Annotated in this window: 1 protein-coding gene; it reads left to right on the plus strand. The window is 71.6% G+C overall.

The features are described 5' to 3' along the window. The first annotated feature begins 210 nt into the window (after positions 1-210). Entirely contained in the window at positions 211-16,932 is a 16,722-nt protein-coding gene (locus QC765_RS01035; RefSeq protein ID WP_278312558.1) for a non-ribosomal peptide synthetase, read from the plus strand. Positions 16,933-17,203: the final 271 nt, after the last annotated feature.

A 17,203-nucleotide genomic window follows, 5' to 3' on the forward strand; every position in this document is an offset into this window, starting at 1 on the left:
CTGCGGGCGGTGGTGATCTGTGGCGCGATTGGGCACGCCCGGCTGCAGAGCTTAGGCTAACCATTGTCGATCGGGAATGGCAATCCTGCCAGCTGCGCCGTCACGGATTGCGCGGCTAGTACTTGGATAGCCTATCCTCAGTCGAGGTTTCCTCGGGGCAGCGCCTCGCCTGGCCACCCAGCACGAGCACAGATAGGGATCGGACCACAGATGTCATCCAGCGGCCACACCTCGCACCAGCCCGGCACGCCCGTCCCCCCCACTGCTGTTCCTCTTGCTGCTGTTCCTCTTACTGCGGCGCAGCGCGAGGTATGGATCGCCGAGCAGCTCGACGACACCGCGCCGCCCGCCAACATCTGCACCGTCATCGAGCTCCCGGGAATCACCGATCCCGAGCCCGTCGCCCGCGCCATCGAGCGCGCCGTGGACGCCGCCGAGCCCCTGCACGTGCGCCTCGAGCACGCAGGTGGCCAGCCCGCGCAGGCCATCCATCGCTGGGACTGGCACGTCGAGACGATCGACCTGCGCGCGAGCACTGATCCGGAGGGCGAGGCGCGCGCGCTCATCGAGGCCGACCTCGCCACCCGCCCCACCAGTGACGCACCGATGTTCCGGCACGTCCTGCTCCTGCTGCCCGGCGAGCGGCTGTGGTGGCACCAGCGCGCCCACCACAGCATCCTCGACGGCTACGGGGCGTACCTCATCGTCCAGGAGGCCGCGCGCCTGCACACCGATCCGCAGCGCGAGCCGCCCAAGTGGACGCTGGGCACCGTCATCGATGCCGACACCAGCTACCAGCAATCACCACGCTCGCGGACCGACCGCGACTACTGGTCGGCCCGCGCCGAGCACATCGCCGAGCCACCCCAGATCCTCGCCTCGCACGCCTCCCTCCACGGCTACAGCGAGCACGTCCTCGAGCTCGGAGCCGAGCAGACCGCTCGCCTGCTCGACCGTGCCCCCGAGCTCGGGGCCCGCCCGCAAGCACTCGTCCTCGCCGCGCTGCTCGCCTACCTCCACGCCCTCACTGGCCGCGATGCGGTCACCGTCTCCATGCCGTTCACCGCGCGGTTCGGCCGAGCGCTGCGATCGACCCCGTGCATGGCCACCAATATCCTGCCCGTCGAGTTCGCCCTCGACCCCGCGGCGACCATCACCGACGTGCTCGCCGCCACCCAGGCAACCCTCAGCCAGGTGCTACGGCACTCGCGCTTCCGCGGCGAGCAGCTCCACCGGATGATCCGCGCCGCCAACCCGGACCAGCGCGTCCACGGCCCCGGCATCAACATCATGATGTTCGACGGTGACAGCGCTGACCTCGCGTTCGGCGAGCAACCCGGACGCCTCCTCCACACTGTCAGTGGCATCGTCCACGACCTCGAGCTCGTGGTCCTCGGTGGCACGCGCACCGACCCACTGCGCCTCGTCCTGCGCGGCCCCTCCGGCACGGGCGACGAGCTCGCTCGGCATGCTGATCGCCTCGCCGCCTGCTTCGCGACGATCCTCGATGATCCGGCCCAGCCGCTCGCCACGCTGCCGATCCTGCCCCGGGCCGAGCTAGCGGACCTCGAGCGGTTCGCCACCGGTCCCGCGCGGCCACACCCCATGACCACGCTGCCCCGGCTCGTCGCCGAGCAGTCCCGCCGCGCGCCCGGCGCACCGGCGCTCGTCGCCACCACGATCGCGGGCACGCCCGTGCGCTACTCCTACCGCGAGCTGATCGACCGCGCGCACCAGCTCGCCCACCAACTCATTGCCGAGGGGGTCACCTCAGAGACCCCGGTGGCCGTATCGCTCCCCCGCTCCGCCGAGATGATCGTCGCGCTGCTCGGCATCACCGCCGCCGGCGGCATGTTCGTGCCGCTCGATCCGGAATGGCCCGCGCAACGCCGCGAGCAGGTCCTCGCCGCCTCCGGCGCCAAGCTCGTCCTCGCCGCGCGCGGGCAGCAGGGACTCGCCCTCGACCTCGACGACTGGGACTACGACCACCGCTCCACTCTCGCACCCGGAGCGCGGGTGCTGCCGGGCCAGGCGGCGTACATCATCTTCACCTCCGGCTCGACCGGCACCCCCAAGGGCGCGATCATCCGCCACGAGGCCCTGTGCGAGCGGCTTGACTGGCAGGCCCGCGAGATCCTTGGCGGGTTCGGCCCCGGCGATGCGTCGCTCTTCAAGGCGCCGCTCGCGTTCGACATCTCGCTCAACGAGATCTTCCTGCCGCTGGCCACCGGCGGCACCCTCGTGGTTGCCGAGCCCGGTGGGGAGCGCGAGCCCGACTATCTCCTCGGGCTCATCGCCAGCGAGAACGTCACGTTCGTCTACCTCGTCTCCTCCATGCTCGATGTGCTGCTCAGCCTCGATGCCGGGCGGGGATCGCTCGCCGGGCTCAAGCATGTGTGGTGCGGCGGCGAGGTGCTCACCCCGTCGCTGTTCGGGCGCTTCCGCGAGCAGCTTGGCACCACGCTCTATCACGGCTACGGGCCCGCCGAGGCCACCATCGGTGTCTCCCACGTCATCTACCGGGATGCCGCGGAGCGCATCGCCACGAGCATCGGCCGACCGAATCCGAACACCGTGCTGCGGGTGCTGGACCAGCGCCTGCGCCCGGTGCCGATCGGCATGCCGGGTGAGCTATATGCCGCTGGTTTCCTGCTCGCGCGTGGTTACGCCAATGCGCCCGCGCAGACGGCAGCACGGTTCGTCGCTGACCCCTGGGGCGAGCCCGGGCAACGGCTGTATCGCACAGGCGATCTCGCTCGCCTTGCCCCCTCCGGCGAGCTCGAGTTCCTCGGCCGCGCCGACAACCAGGTCAAGATCCGTGGGATGCGCCTCGAGCTCGAGGATGTCGAGGCCGCCCTCGCCCGCCACCCTCAAGTGCGGCACAGCGCAGTAATCCTGCACCACCGGCCCGGCACCGCCGCGAGCCTCGCCGCCTACGTCGTGCCCGCCGGCCCCACCATCGATCCGGCCGCCGTGCAGCAGTGGGCGCACGAGACGCTGCCGGAGTACATGGTGCCGGCCTCGATCACGGTGCTCGACGCCTTCCCGCTGACCGCGAACGGCAAGCTTGATCGCCGCGCCCTGCCCGAGCCCGCCCTCGCCCGCGCGGACCTCGCTGGTCCAGGCCGGGCGCCCCGCTCCGCGGCCGAGGAGCAGTTGTGCGGCATCATCGCCGAGATCCTCGGCCTGCCCGAGGTGGGCCCCGACGAGGACTTCTTCCACCTCGGCGGCGACAGCATCGTCGCGATCCAGCTCGTGGGCCGCGCCCGCCAGCTCGGCCTGCGGTTCGGGGCACGCGAGGTGTTCCGCGCCCGCACCGCCGCCGCGCTCGCCCGGGCCGTCGAGCAGGCACCGGGCGCCGTCACGCTCGAGGTGGACGAGCCCGCTGGCCGCGTCCCGGAGACGCCACTGATGGCATGGCTGCGCCGCTCCGGCGGGAACATCGACGGTTTCACCCATACCGCGCGGGTCCGCATGCCCGAGTCGACCACCGCGGCTGACCTCGACGGTGCCCTGCGCCAGGTCCTTGCCCGGCACCCGATCCTCACCGCTCAGCTCCTGCGCGACACCGGCACCTGGTCCCTGGAGGTTCCCCCTCCCGGCGCCGGACTTCCTGGGAAACCGTTCATCACCAGTGGCACGGGCGATTCCGTCACTGACCTCGCAGCGGTCCGGGCACGCGTGGATGCCGATTCCGGCGCGATGGTCGCGGGACTGCTGTCCGGGCCGGACCTGCTGCTGTGCATCCACCACCTCGTCATCGACGCGGTGTCGTGGCGCATCGTCCTCGAGGATCTCGCGGCCGCCCTCCATGGCCAGCCAGTGCCAATGCCAACCACCACGTTCCGCCGCTGGGCCACGCTGATGCAGGACACTGTGCGCGGCAACGGGTTTGGCGACGACGCCAACGCCTGGCTGGGTGCGCTGGCCGACCTCGACGGCACGAGCGTGACCAGCGGGCCGCCCGATCCGGTCCGCGACACCCTCGCCACTGCCACCACCCGCACCGTCACCATCCCCGCCGCCACCGCGCGCGAGGTGCTCGAGCAGGGTCCCGCCGCGCTGCGCTGCACCGCGCACGAGGCCATGATCGCGATCGTCATCGACGCGCTCGGCCAGTGGCGGCCCCGCTCCAGCCGGTTCCTGATCAACATCGAGAGCCATGGCCGCGACGAGACCGCCCTCGCGCGGGCCAGTGAGAACGTCGATCTCAGTCGCAGCGTCGGCTGGTTCACCGCGATCGCCCCCATCCTCGCCGACCGCGCCAGCTCCCCGGCCGAGGCACTGACTAGCGCCAAGCTCGCGACCCGCCGCCCGCCGGGCAGCGCCGTCGGGTATGCCGCGCTGCGGCACCTCTCCCCCGCCCTCGATGCCACCCCGGTCTCGCCGGTGCTGGTCAACTACCTCGGCAGCAGCGGCGTGAGCGACGAGGCAGGCCCGTGGACGCTGGCCGGGTTCCATGCCGATCGTGGACCGGGCATGCCACTGCTGCACGCGATCGAGATCGACATCGCGCAGCGCGCCACCCCGGAGGGGCCGGTCCTCGACCTGCACCTGACGACTGCCTCCCGGCTCGTCGCGACCACGGACGCCGACGCCCTCGCCGCATCCCTCGCCGACGCCGCAACCCGGATCGCTGGGCTCGCCGCCGAGCCACGCCCGCTCGACCCCGCCGATATCACCGTCGCTGGGGTCTCGGGCAGCGAGCTCGAACGCATCATCGCCCGCGCGCGCGGGATCGAGGACCTGCTGCCGCTCGCACCGCTGCAAGAGGGCATCCACGCCCAGTCGCGGCTCGCGCAGGAGCAGCTCGGCTCGGACCCCTACGTCGTGCAGCAGCGACTCTTCCTCGACGGCACTGTCGACGTCGAGCGCCTGCGCGCCAGCCTGGAGCGCATGGTCGCTCGCCGCCCCGCCCTGCGCGCCGTCATCGCCGAGCTGGACGATGGCCGGGCCGTGCAGGCCATCACCACACCGCGCCCGGTCGCGGTGCGTGTCATCGATGTGCAGGACGACGCGGCCCTGGAAGGCGCGTGCGCGGCCGACCGGTTGCCGCTCGATCTGCACGAGGCGCCGCTGGTGCGCTTCACCCTCGCGCGCCGATCCGATGGCACGAGCGTACTGGTGCAATCAATCCATCACCTGATCGCCGATGGCTGGTCGATCCCGCTGATGATCCAGGACATCCTCGAGGGCCTCGATACCGCGCGCGATGAGGATCCCGCCGAGCACGCCACGCGGGAGCTTACGATCCTGCGCGACCACCAGCACTGGCTGGCGGAGCGGGATGCCGGGGCAGCGCGCGAGGCGTGGGCCGACGCACTGGGCGGATTGCCCGACCAGCCCGCGCTTCCCGCCGACGCCGCGGCCCCCGCCGGATCCCGCACCATCGACCTCGGCGCCGAGCTCACTGCGGACCTGCACGCCACCGCGCGGCAGCACGGGTTGACGCTGAGCACGCTGGTGCATGCCGCCTGGGGCGTCGTGCTGGCGCGGACCACCAGCAACCCGGACCTGCTACTCGCCACCACCGTGTCCGGGCGCGCGATACCCGAGCTGCCCGGGCTCGGCACCGTTGCGGGGCTGTTCATCAATACTGTTCCCGCGCGCATCACCGTGGCCCCCGGCGAGCCGCTCATCGAGCTCGCGGCGCGCGTGCAGCAGGAGCAATCAGCACTGCTCGATCACCATCATGTGGGCGTCACGGGGTTGCGCGGCATCATGCCGGAATCCGGGCCGCTGTCCCTCGTGGTGGTGGAGAACTATCCGCTCGGCGACGGCCCCATCACTGATCCGACGGGGTCGATGCGCATCACCGGCATCCGTGTCGACGAGGAGCCTGCCTACCCACTGACGCTGATCGCGATGCCCGGCGAGGCGCTGTCGCTCGAGGTCAAGTCTCAGGCCGGGGTCGATCCGATGGTGCGTGACGCCACCGCCACCGGTCTTGCTTGCGTCCTTGAGGCGCTTGCTCGCGCGCCCCGCACGCCAGTCGCCGCGGTCCCGCTCGCCGAGGACCGGGGTGGGCAAGCCGATCCGGTCGGGTTCGCGCCCCGCACGCTGGCCGGGATGATCGAGGAAGCACTGCGGGCCTATCCCTCGCGGGTCGCGGTGCTCGATGCCAGCGCGAGCCTGATCTTCGCCGAGCTCGATGCACGCACCGCCGACCTCGCGCGCCGCCTCGGCGAGCAGGGCGCGGGGCCCGGCGCGATCGTCGCGATCCACGTGCCCCGATCAGTGGAGCTGCTGGTCGCGCTCGTGGCCGTGATCCGTTGTGGCGCCGCCTACCTGCCGCTCGATACTGACTACCCGGCGCAGCGGCTGTCGATGATGCTCGACGACGCCCGGCCCGCCGCGCTGCTCGTGGCCACCGGTGACGCGGCCGACGGCAGCGTAGCCAATGAGAGCGTGCTCGCTGCCGAGGCCGCCGAGCTGGGCATTCCCGTCGTGGACACCTCCTCGGAGTGCGTGAGCCCGCCAGCTGCCATGGATCTTCCCGCTCCCCGGCCGATGGACGCGGCCTACCTGCTCTACACCTCCGGCTCCACCGGGCGCCCCAAGGGCGTGCTGGTGCCCCACGAGGCCATCGCTAACCGCCTGCACTGGATGCAGCACGAGTACCAGCTCACCGCGGCGGACACCGTGGTGCAGAAGACCCCGGCGAGCTTCGATGTGTCGGTGTGGGAGTTCTTCCTGCCCCTGATCGCCGGCGCACGCCTGGTGATGGCGCGCCCCGGCGGCCACCGCGACCCGGACTACCTCGCCCGCCTCATCGCCGATGAGCACGTCACCGTCGCGCATTTTGTGCCCACCATGCTTGATGCGTTCCTCGGCTACCTCGGCACCACCAGTCCGGGGGGTTCAGCCGCGGTGGCGCGCTCGCTGCGCGTGCTGGTGTGCAGCGGCGAAGCCCTGCCGCCCGCGGTCGCTGCCAGCGTCGGCTCGCGCCTGCCGGGCGTGCGGCTCGACAACCTCTACGGCCCCACCGAGGCGGCAGTGGACGTGACGTTCGCGCCGCGCGTCGAGATTGCTTCCGCTGCCGCCTCGCTGCCCGCGGATATCCCGCTCGGCGGCGCGGTGTGGAATACCGGGCTGCATGTGCTTGATTGCTTCCTGCGGCCCGTCCCCGAGGGCGTGGAGGGCGACCTGTATCTCACGGGGATCCAGCTAGCACGCGGCTACCACCAGCGGCCCGGGCTGTCCGCGGAGCGCTTCGTCGCCGATCCCGCCTCCGCCGGGGGCGCGCGCATGTACCGCACCGGTGATCGCGCCGTGTGGCGCGGGGGCGTGCTGCACTACCGTGGCCGCGCGGATGGCCAGGTGAAGATCCGTGGGCAGCGCATCGAGCTCGGCGAGATCGCCGCCGCCGCGCGCGAGGTTCCCGGCGTCGCCCAGGCCGCTGCGATCGTGGATGCCTCCGCCGCCCGCGTCCTGCTCTACCTCGTGGCCACCGACGGCACTGCTTCTCGCGATGACCTGGCCGCCGCGGTCCGCGACGTCCTCGCTGGCCGTCTCACCGAGGCGATGCGTCCCGCTGCGGTCATCGTGCTCGACGCGCTGCCGGTCTCACCGAGCGGCAAGCTCGACGAGCGCGCCCTCCCCCTGCCCGACCGCGCATCGGGCGAGGAGCAGGGTCGATCATCCTCCGCAACAGTCCCGGCAGGTGACGCCAGCACTCTCGCCGCGCTGATGGCCACCGTGCTGGGCACGGGCACGGTCGGGGTCGACGAGGACTTCTTCTCCCTCGGCGGCGACAGCATCCTCGCGATCCGGCTCGTCAACGCCGCCCGCCGGTCGGGCTGGGCGATCACGCCCGCGCAGGTGTTCGACCATCGGACTGCCGCGCGCATCGTGGCGACTGCCCTGCCGTCCCGCGAGCAAGCACCACACGCCCCCGAGCAGCCGACGGACAACACCGGCGCGTATCCAGCTCTGCCCGTCGCGCAGCACCTCGCGCAGTGGGGTGGCAGCACCCGCCGCTTCAGCCAGGCCGCGCTCGTCAACCTGCCCGCCGGGATCACGGCCGAGGCAGTCACGGATGCGCTGCAAATCGTGATCGACCACCATGACGCGCTGCGCCAGCGGCTCACCATCCACGCGCCCGGAGTGTGGGACCTCCTCATCGAGGAGCCAGGTTCCGTGCAGGCCGCCGATCATGTGCGCACCGCCTCCTGGCCCGGTCTGCCGGACGAGCGCGACGCCGTGGTTGCTGCCGAGTCCGATGCGGCCACCGGGCGGCTCGACCCCGAGCAGGGCGGCATGATCGAGTCCGTCGTGCTCCAGGCAGCCGATCCCGGCAACCCTGGCCCTGATGCTGGCACGGGGCGCCTGCTCATCGTCGCCCACCATCTCGCCGTCGACGGGGTGTCCTGGCCGATCCTGCTCGAGGACCTCGCTGCCGTCCTCCACGGGCACACCACGCTGCCCACGGCCACGACCCGCCTCAAGCCATTCGCCAGCCTGCTCGCCGCGCACAGTTCCCCCTGGATCGACGAGCTCGACCATTGGCGCGCGACCACCGCGCCGGGCGCTGGACTCCTGCCGCACCAGCCACGGGGCCGGGCCGGGGACAGTGCCAGCACGATGATCCGGCTGGCTGACGAGCACGCCTCCCGGCTGCACCAGCACGCCTCGCGCATCGCCGGCACCTCGATCACCGAGACGCTGCTGGCCGCCGTCGCCCTCGCCGCGCACCGCTGGCGCGCCACCACCGAGCCCGGATCCTCGCGCGATGTGCTGATCGACCTCGAGCGGCACGGCCGCGACATCCTCGATCACCTCGTCCCCGGCGTGGATGCCTCCCGCACGGTCGGATGGTTCACCGCCGTCACACCCGTCCGGGTTGCGCCCGCCACCACCGCGACCGGGATCCTGCTCGCGGCGAAGGACACGATGCGCCGTCCGCGCGCGGGTGGCGCCGGGCATGGCGTGCTGCGCTACCTCGACGCCCGCACCGCGCCCCTCCTGGCCGAGGGCGAGAACGCGCAGGTGCTGCTCAACTACCTGGGCACGCTGCCCGCGCCGTCGACCGTACCGTGGCAGCCTGCCCCCGAGACGGCCGCGCTGCGCAACACCCCCGATGCTGACCTCTCGGGCCCGTACGCGGTGATCATCAACGCCTGGACCGAGCAGGACGCGGACGGCGGCTCGACGCTCGTCGCGCACCTGTCCTGGCCCACTACCGTCCTTGATGCCGAGGCCGCCGATGGTCTCGCCGATGCTTTGCGCGACGCCCTGGTCGAGATTGCCGATACCGGGGCCGCGCATGATGGCGCACCGCTGCTCGCGCCCGTCGACGTTCCGCTGCTCGACCTCGACCAGCAGCGCATCACGGCAATCGAGCGCCAGCATGGCCGGGGCGTGGAGGCACTGTGGCCGCTCTCCCCGCTGCAGGAGGGCCTGCACTTCCAGGCCGAGATCGCCGAGCAGGACATCTACACCGCGCAGTTCCATCTCGACTTCGGCCAGCGCCTCGACCTCGATGCGCTCACCAGCGCGGTCGCCGAGCTGCAGCGCCGCCACCCCACGCTGCGAGCCGGGTTCGTCCGCGACGGCGATCAGGTGATCCAGCTGGTCTCCGCGGACCCGCGCGTGCCCATCGCCGTGCATGATCTTCGCGATTCTCCCGCCGAGGAGGCGCGCGCCCGGGCCGAGCACATCGCTGCGGATGACCGGGCCACGCCCTTCGACCTGACCACACCGCCGCTGTGGCGATTGACCCTGGTGCGGCTGCCCGAGATCGACCGGCTCGTGGTCAATCGGGAGTTCCTGCTGTGGGATGGCTGGTCCAACGGCATCGTTGTCACCGATCTGCTCGCGCTCTACCAGGCCGCGGTCGCTGGGCAGGGCTTCGCGTCCCTGCCGCCGCGAGCTGGACGCTTCGTGGACTACCTCGCGTGGGTCGCTGACCGCGACGAGGCTGCCGCGCTGCGCTTCTGGCGCGACTATCTCGACGGTATCGACGAGCCCTCCCTGATCGCGGGTACGCGGCGCGACGGGGCGCAACAGGAGCTTGGCCTGCCCGAGCGCTGCGACCTCGAGCTCGACGAGCACCGCACCCGGGCGCTGACCGGTCGCGCTGCGAGCCTCGGGGTCACGCTGAACACCATGCTCACCGCGGCGCTCTCGCTGGCGCTCAGCGAGATCCTGGGAAGCTCCGATGTGGTGCTCGGCGCCACCACCGCGGGCCGCCCGCCCGAGGTCGATGGACTCGACGGCGTGGTCGGCATGTTCCTCAACACCGTGCCGGTGCGCGCTCAGCTGGCCCCAGGGATGGCGATCGGCGATGTCCTCGGGCAGCTGCAGGCCGAGCGCCTCGCGATGTCCGAGCACGAGCACGTCGGGCTCGCCGCGATCCAGCGCGAGAGCACGCACCGAGCCCTGTTCGATGTGCTACTGGTGCTGCAGAACTTCGTCGATGACCGCTCCCGTGCCGCGCTGCACGAGGCGCACGGCATCACCGGCGAGGACAGCATCGACCACACCCACTACCCCATCACCGTGGTAGCGACCCCGGGCGCGCGGCTGCGCATCAAGGCGGAGCATCACCCCGCGCTGGTCGCCGCCTCGACCGCACGGGATCTCCTAGCCCGGCTTGATGCGGTGCTTGGCGCGCTGGAGGGCACGGCAGGCGACGTTGTGCTCGCCCGGCTAGCGCCTCCCGAGCCGCAGCCGGTGCAAGGCGAGGCCGGGGCGGTACCCGATACGACGATCGCGGAGATGCTCACCGAGACCGCGCGGCAGCACCCCCGCCGCACCGCCCTCGTCGCCCGCAACGGCAATGGCATCTCCGGCGGCGACGACGTCGTGCTCGATTACGCCACGCTCGATGCCCGCATCAACCAGCTCGCCCGCCGCCTGCTGGAGCTCGGCGCCGGGCCCGAGCGCACCATCGCGCTCGGCCTGCCCCGCACGCCGGAGATGGTGATCGCGCTGTTCGCGGTGCTGCGGACCGGGGCGGCGTATGTGCCGCTCGAGCTCGACCAGCCCGCCGCGCGGCTCGAGGCGATCCTCGACGATGCCCGCCCCGCGGTGCTGCTCACCACTTCCGCGACCGCGCTGCGCTGCCCCAGCGGCACGACTGTGCTGCTCGATGAGCCCGCCGAGCGCGCCGCCATCGCTGGCCTGCCCGATGTCCCGCTCACCGACGTGGAGCTGGGCCGGTTCGCGCCTGGCACGCCCGGCCGACTGCGGCACCCCGCCTACCTGATCTACACCTCGGGATCCACGGGCAAGCCCAAGGGCGTCATCACCCCGCACGCGGGACTGACCAACATGCAGCTCAACCACCGCACGGAGATCTTCGAGCCGGTCATGGCAGCCCATCCCGGCGTCCTGCGCATCGCGCACACCGTGTCGTTCGCGTTCGATATGTCGTGGGAGGAGCTGCTGTGGCTCGTCGAGGGCCACGAGGTGCATGTGTGCGACGAGGAACTGCGTCGCGATGCCCACGCGCTGACCGGCTACATCGCCAGCGAGCGCATCGACGTCATCAACGTCACCCCCACCTATGCCGAGCACCTGCTCGATGCCGGGCTGCTCGAGGGCGACCACGTGCCGGGCCTCGTGCTGCTCGGCGGAGAGGCCGTCTCCGCCACCGTGTGGGACCGTCTGCGCGAGCATCCTGGCACGCTCGGCTACAACCTGTACGGGCCCACCGAGTACACGATCAACACCCTCGGCGGCGGCACCAATGGCTCGGCCACGCCGACGGTGGGCGCGCCCATCCGCAGCACGACCGCGTGGATCCTCGACCCCTGGCTGCGCACCGTGCCGCCCGGCACCCCCGGCGAGCTGTACATCGAGGGAGTGGGCCTCGCGCGCGGCTACCTCGGCCGTGCCGCGCAGACCGCGGACCGTTTCGTCGCCTGCCCGTGGGGCGACACGGGGGCGCGCATGTATCGCACCGGCGACCTGGTGCGGCAGCGCGAGGACGGGTTGCTCGACTACCTCGGACGCACCGATGACCAGGTGAAGATCCGGGGCCATCGCGTCGAGCCGCAGGAGATCGCCACCGCCCTGCTCGGTGTGCCCGGCGTGCATCGCGCCGCGGTCGTGCCGATGGACGTGGCGGGGTCGCGGCAGCTCGTCGGCTATGCGATTGCCGAGGAAGGTTCGGCTGTCGATCCCGTGGCGGCACGCGAGCACCTGCGCGCCATCCTGCCCGGCTACATGGTCCCCGCCGCGATCATGCTGGTCGATGACCTGCCCATGACCGTCAATGGCAAGCTCGATGCGCGAGCGCTGCCCCGCCCTGACCTGGGCGCGGCGGCCACCGGCGCCCCGGCAAGCAGCCCGTGGCAACGACGCCTCGCGGACCTGTTCGCCGACATCCTTGGTCTCGAATCGGCGCCCGGCATCGAGGCGGACTTCTTCGACCTCGGCGGGCATTCGCTGCTCGCCACCACGCTCGTCAGCCGCCTGCGCTCGGGCGGCGCGACGCTCTCGCTGCGCGACGTCTTCGACGCTCCCACCATCGCGGCGCTCGCCGCACGCCTCGAGGCCCAGGACGACCAGCCCGGGCACGGCGCGTCCCGGCCTGCGCTCGTGGCGCGGGAACGGCCCGAGTCCGTGCCTGCCTCGGCAGCGCAGCGGCGGCTCTGGCTGCTCCAGCAGATCGACCCGGGATCCGCGGCCTACAACTATCCGCTGGTGCTGCGCGCCACCGATAGCCTCCTCGACGCAGCGGTCCTTGGCAGCGCGCTGGCCGATGTGGCCGAGCGCCACGAGATCCTGCGAACAGTCATCGACGAGGCAAGCGGCACCATCGTGCAGCGCCTGCTGCCCGTGGAGGAGGCCCGGTCGCGGGCCAGCGCGGTCGGGATGGCTACCTGCGCCACGGCCGAGGAAGCCATGGGCCATGCGCGCTCGGCCATCGAGACGCCTTTCGACCTTGCGCGGGACCTGCCCGTTCGCGGCAGCGTGGTGCATTGCGGGAGCGAGTCGCTGCTCGTGATCGTGCTGCATCACATCGCGACCGACGAATGGTCCGACCGGCCGTTCCTGCGCGATCTGCTGACGGCCTACGCGGCCCGTCTCGGCGGCAGTGCTCCGGAGTGGGAACCGCTACCCGTGCAGCATGCCGATGTGACGCTGTGGCAGGCCGAGCTTCTCGGCGATCGCACGAGCCCGGGCAGCCTCGCCGCGACCCAGCTCGACCACTGGGCCACCACCCTCGACGGCATTCCTGACGAGCTAGTGCTGCCCGCCGATCGCGCCCGGCCCGCGGTTCCGAGCTTCACCGGCGGCATCATCGACCGCGCGCTCGACCCGGGCTCCGATGCAGCGCTGCGACGCCTCGCGCGGGACCAGCAGGCCAGTGTCTTCATGGTCGTGCACGCCCTCACCGCGGCATTGCTGCACCGGCTGGGCGCGGGCCGGGACATCGTGCTCGGCGCGCCGATCGCCGGGCGCGACGAGGAAGCCATGGCTGATCTGATCGGGTTCTTCGTCAACACCGTGGTGCTGCGCACCGAGGTCGACGGCGCCACTACCGTCGCGGAACTGATCGACCTCGCGCGGAAAACCGATGTGGCGGCCTTCGCCCATGCGGATGTGCCGTTCGACTGGGTGGTCGAGCGCATCGCGCCCGCGCGGTCACTCGCCCTCAATCCGCTGTTCCAGGTGATGGTGGCCTATCACGCGCAGCCGCCAACGTGGACGGTGCCGGGGATCGAGCCGGTCCGGGCCACCGAGACTGCCGCGAAGTTCGACCTCGTCTTCAACTTCACCGACACCCCCGAGGGCCTCGAGCTGCGGCTGGAGTACTCGGCCGACCTGTTCGACACCGACACCGCCAGCATGCTCGCTGACCGGATGACGCACCTTATCGACCAGGCGGTACGGCACCCGGGAACGACCATCGCGGATCTCGACGTACTGGTCATCGGTGAGCGCTCGCGCGTGCTCCATGGATTCAACGACACCGCGATCGAGGTGGCTGACCGCACCCTCGCCGAGATGGCGTGGGACGCTGCCCGCGCCAACCCCGGAGGCATCGCGGTGCGCGATGGCAGCACCGTGCTGACGCATGCGCGGCTGGTGCTGGATGCCGCGCGCGTCGCTGCCGACCTGGCCGCGCTCGGAGTTCGGCCCGGCGATGTGGTGGGCCTGGCAATGGGCCGCTCGGCAGCACTGATCACCTCGATCGTCGCGGTGCATGCGCTCGGCGCTGCCTACATGCCGATGGACCTCGCGCATCCCACCGAGCGGCTCGGTCACATGATCGCCGACGCGCGCCCCGTCCTCGTCGTGCACCAGCCCGAGGATGGCGCCACCGTCGCCGAAGTGGTGCATCACGCTGGTGGTACTGCGACCCAGCTGGTCGATTGGACACGGATCGCCCCCACCGGCACAGCCGAGGAATGCACGCTGCCCGCGATGCTCGCCCCGCAGCACCGCGATGCGCCCGCCTATGTCATCTACACCTCCGGGTCCACCGGCAAGCCCAAGGGCGTGGTGTCCACACATGAGGGGCTGGCGAGCCTGCTGGCCACCGCCACCGAACGGATGCGCCTCGAGCCCGGGTCGCGCGTCCTGGCATTCGCCTCGCCCGGCTTCGATGTGGCTGTCTTCGAGGCGTGCATGGCCCTGGGCAGCGCTTCCGAGCTGGTGATCTGCCCCGACGAGGCGCGCACCGCGGGACCGGAGCTCACCGATTTCCTGGCCGCGCATCGCATCACCCATGCGATCCTGCCGCCGTCGCTTGTCGCGGCGCTGCCCGCAGGATGCGACCTTCCCGAGGGGTGCACCGTGCTCGTGGGCACCGAGGTGGTGCCGCCGAAGGTCATCGAGCGCAGCGCCCGCAGCGCCAACCTCCTCGTCGCCTACGGGGTGACCGAGGCGACGGTCAACAACACGCTGTGGCAGGTGGAGCCAGGTTTCGATCCGCGCGCCACCGGGCAGCAACGCTTGCCCATCGGCATTCCCGATCCGAACGAATCAATCCTCATCCTCGATGGCCTGCTGCGCCCGGTGCCGATCGGGGTGGCCGGGGATCTCTACATCGCTGGCCGCGGGCTCGCCCAGGGCTACCTCGGCAAGCCCGGGGTGACGGCCGGCCGGTTCGTGGCATGCCCGTGGGACGAGGCCGGGGCGCGCATGTATCGCAGTGGCGACCGCGCCCGCTGGCTGCGCGATGGCACCATCGACTTCCTCGGACGCTCCGATGATCAGATCAAGGTGCGCGGGTTCCGCATCGAGCCCGGCGAGATCGTGGCCGCGCTCGCCACGCACCCGGGCATCGCCCAGGCCGCGGTGATCGCGGACGGCACCGGTGCAGCTACGCGCCTGGTGGGCTATGTGGCTGCCGAGCCTGGCCTGGCGGCACGTCCTGATCCCGCGGACGTCCGGTCCACCGTCGCGCGCCTGGTGCCCGACTACATGGTGCCCGCGGTGATCATGCTGCTCGACGGGCCACTGCCGCTGACGCCCAACGGCAAGCTCGACCGGGCTGCCCTGCCTGCTCCGGACTGGGAGCAGCTCGCCACCGGCGCCGAGCCCGAGGGCGAGGTGGAGCAGCTCATCGCCACCGAGATGGCCGACGTGCTGGGCCTGCCGAGGGTCGGGCGAACGGATCGCTTCCTCGACCTTGGCGGTCACTCGATGGCCGCGATGCAGCTCGTGGGACGATTGCGCACCGTGCTCGGGACGCGGCTGCAGGTGCGCGACGTGCTCGAGGGTGGCACTGTCGCTGCGCTCGCCGACCGTGCTGGCGCGGCCACGCCGGATGATTCCGTGCCCCTCGTCGCTACCTACCGCAAGGGGGAGCCGTATCCCGTTGCTGGCGTGCAGCGCCTGCACGTGCGGCAGTGGCAGCGCGGGCAGGCCGCGGGCCGGGACACGAGCCGTCACGCGTTGTCGTTCTGGCCGACCGAGCCGCTCGACACGACGGCGCTCGAGCAGGCGGTGCGGGATGTGGCGGACCGGCATGTGCCCCTGCGCAGCATTCTCGACGCCTCGGCTGGATCATGGCTGCCCGGCACCTACCCAACGGTGACCACGGAGCAGGCCGCCGATGCAGGGCGTCGCGCGTTCGAGCTGTCGCAGCAGCCGTTCGACCTGCACCGCGAGCCACCTCTGCGGGTGCACCTGCTCGACCAGCCGGACGGGCGGCAGGCCCTGCTGCTGGTGATGCACTACACGGGCATCGATGAATGGTCCGTGGTGCCTCTCGTCCGGGATCTGCTCATCGCCTACACGGCGCGCCTCGCGGGCTCCGAAGCGGGCTGGGAGCCGTTGCCGGTCGCCTATCCCGACTTCGTGGCCTGGACCGAGCAACGGCTCGCCGAGGGCACGCGGGAGCGCGAGGAAGGCTTCTGGAGGTCCGCGCTGGGTCCCGCGATGCCGCTACCCAGCACTGGCACCGGCGAGCGATCGGTGGTGGTGGCCCGCACGATCGCCGATGCCGACCGGCGCGCGCTCGATGAGCGGGTACGGGCGAGCGGCAGCAGCGTGTTCGGGCTCGTGCACGACGTTCTGGCCACGGAGCTTCCGGCCGGCGCGGCGATGGGCGCTATCGTGGCGGGCCGCGAGGAGCCCAGCCTCGAGCCGCTCGTGGGCTGCGTGTTCAACGTCATCCGCCTCGACGGGGCGCACGGGGCGAGCGTGCTCGATCGCGTTGCCCACGCCACGCTCGGGTATGCCGACCAGATGGATGCCCTGGGCCAGGACGGGTCGCGCTGGCCGTCGGTGTTGCTCATGCACCATCAGCGCGCCGCGCTCGATGCCGAGGTGGAGGCGCTGGGGCAGTTCCTGCCGATCCCGGTGGGCGAGCCTCGCAGCGACCTCGTCGCCAGCATCTACGAGACCCCTCCTGGGGAGCCGATCACGCTGATCCTGGCTGCTGATCGGGCGATGGCCGACGAGGACCGGGCCGGAGCGCTCGTTGATGGCGTGGTCCGGCAGCTGGGCGCGGGCGGGCTCGCGCGGTAGGCGGTAGCCGGGCGTGGGCTAGCGTGGGCGGCAGACGGGCGTGGGCGGCAGAAGCACCGGAAACCGTCAAACGCGATAGAAGCCGACCTGGGATTCTCGCAGCTTCTATCGCGCTTGCGGGCCCGGCCGCCCACCAGCCCTGCGTCCAGCTCCGCCACCCGCGCCAGCCACCAGCGCCACCGCGAGCTCAGCCGCCGACCACCCCCTTTTCCGCACCCTAACCAATCCCCGCCTTTCCTAATAAGGCGAGCCTCAGCTAAAGTAAGCGAGT

The sequence above is a fragment of the Hoyosella levis genome (assembly GCF_026008515.1).
GTDB lineage: Bacteria > Actinomycetota > Actinomycetes > Mycobacteriales > Mycobacteriaceae > Lolliginicoccus > Lolliginicoccus levis.

What these genes read in the sequence shown, in the direction of transcription:
- QC765_RS01035 (WP_278312558.1), top strand. Translation starts at nt 211, where the DNA reads ATGTCATCCAGCGGCCACACCTCGCACCAGCCCGGCACGCCCGTCCCC.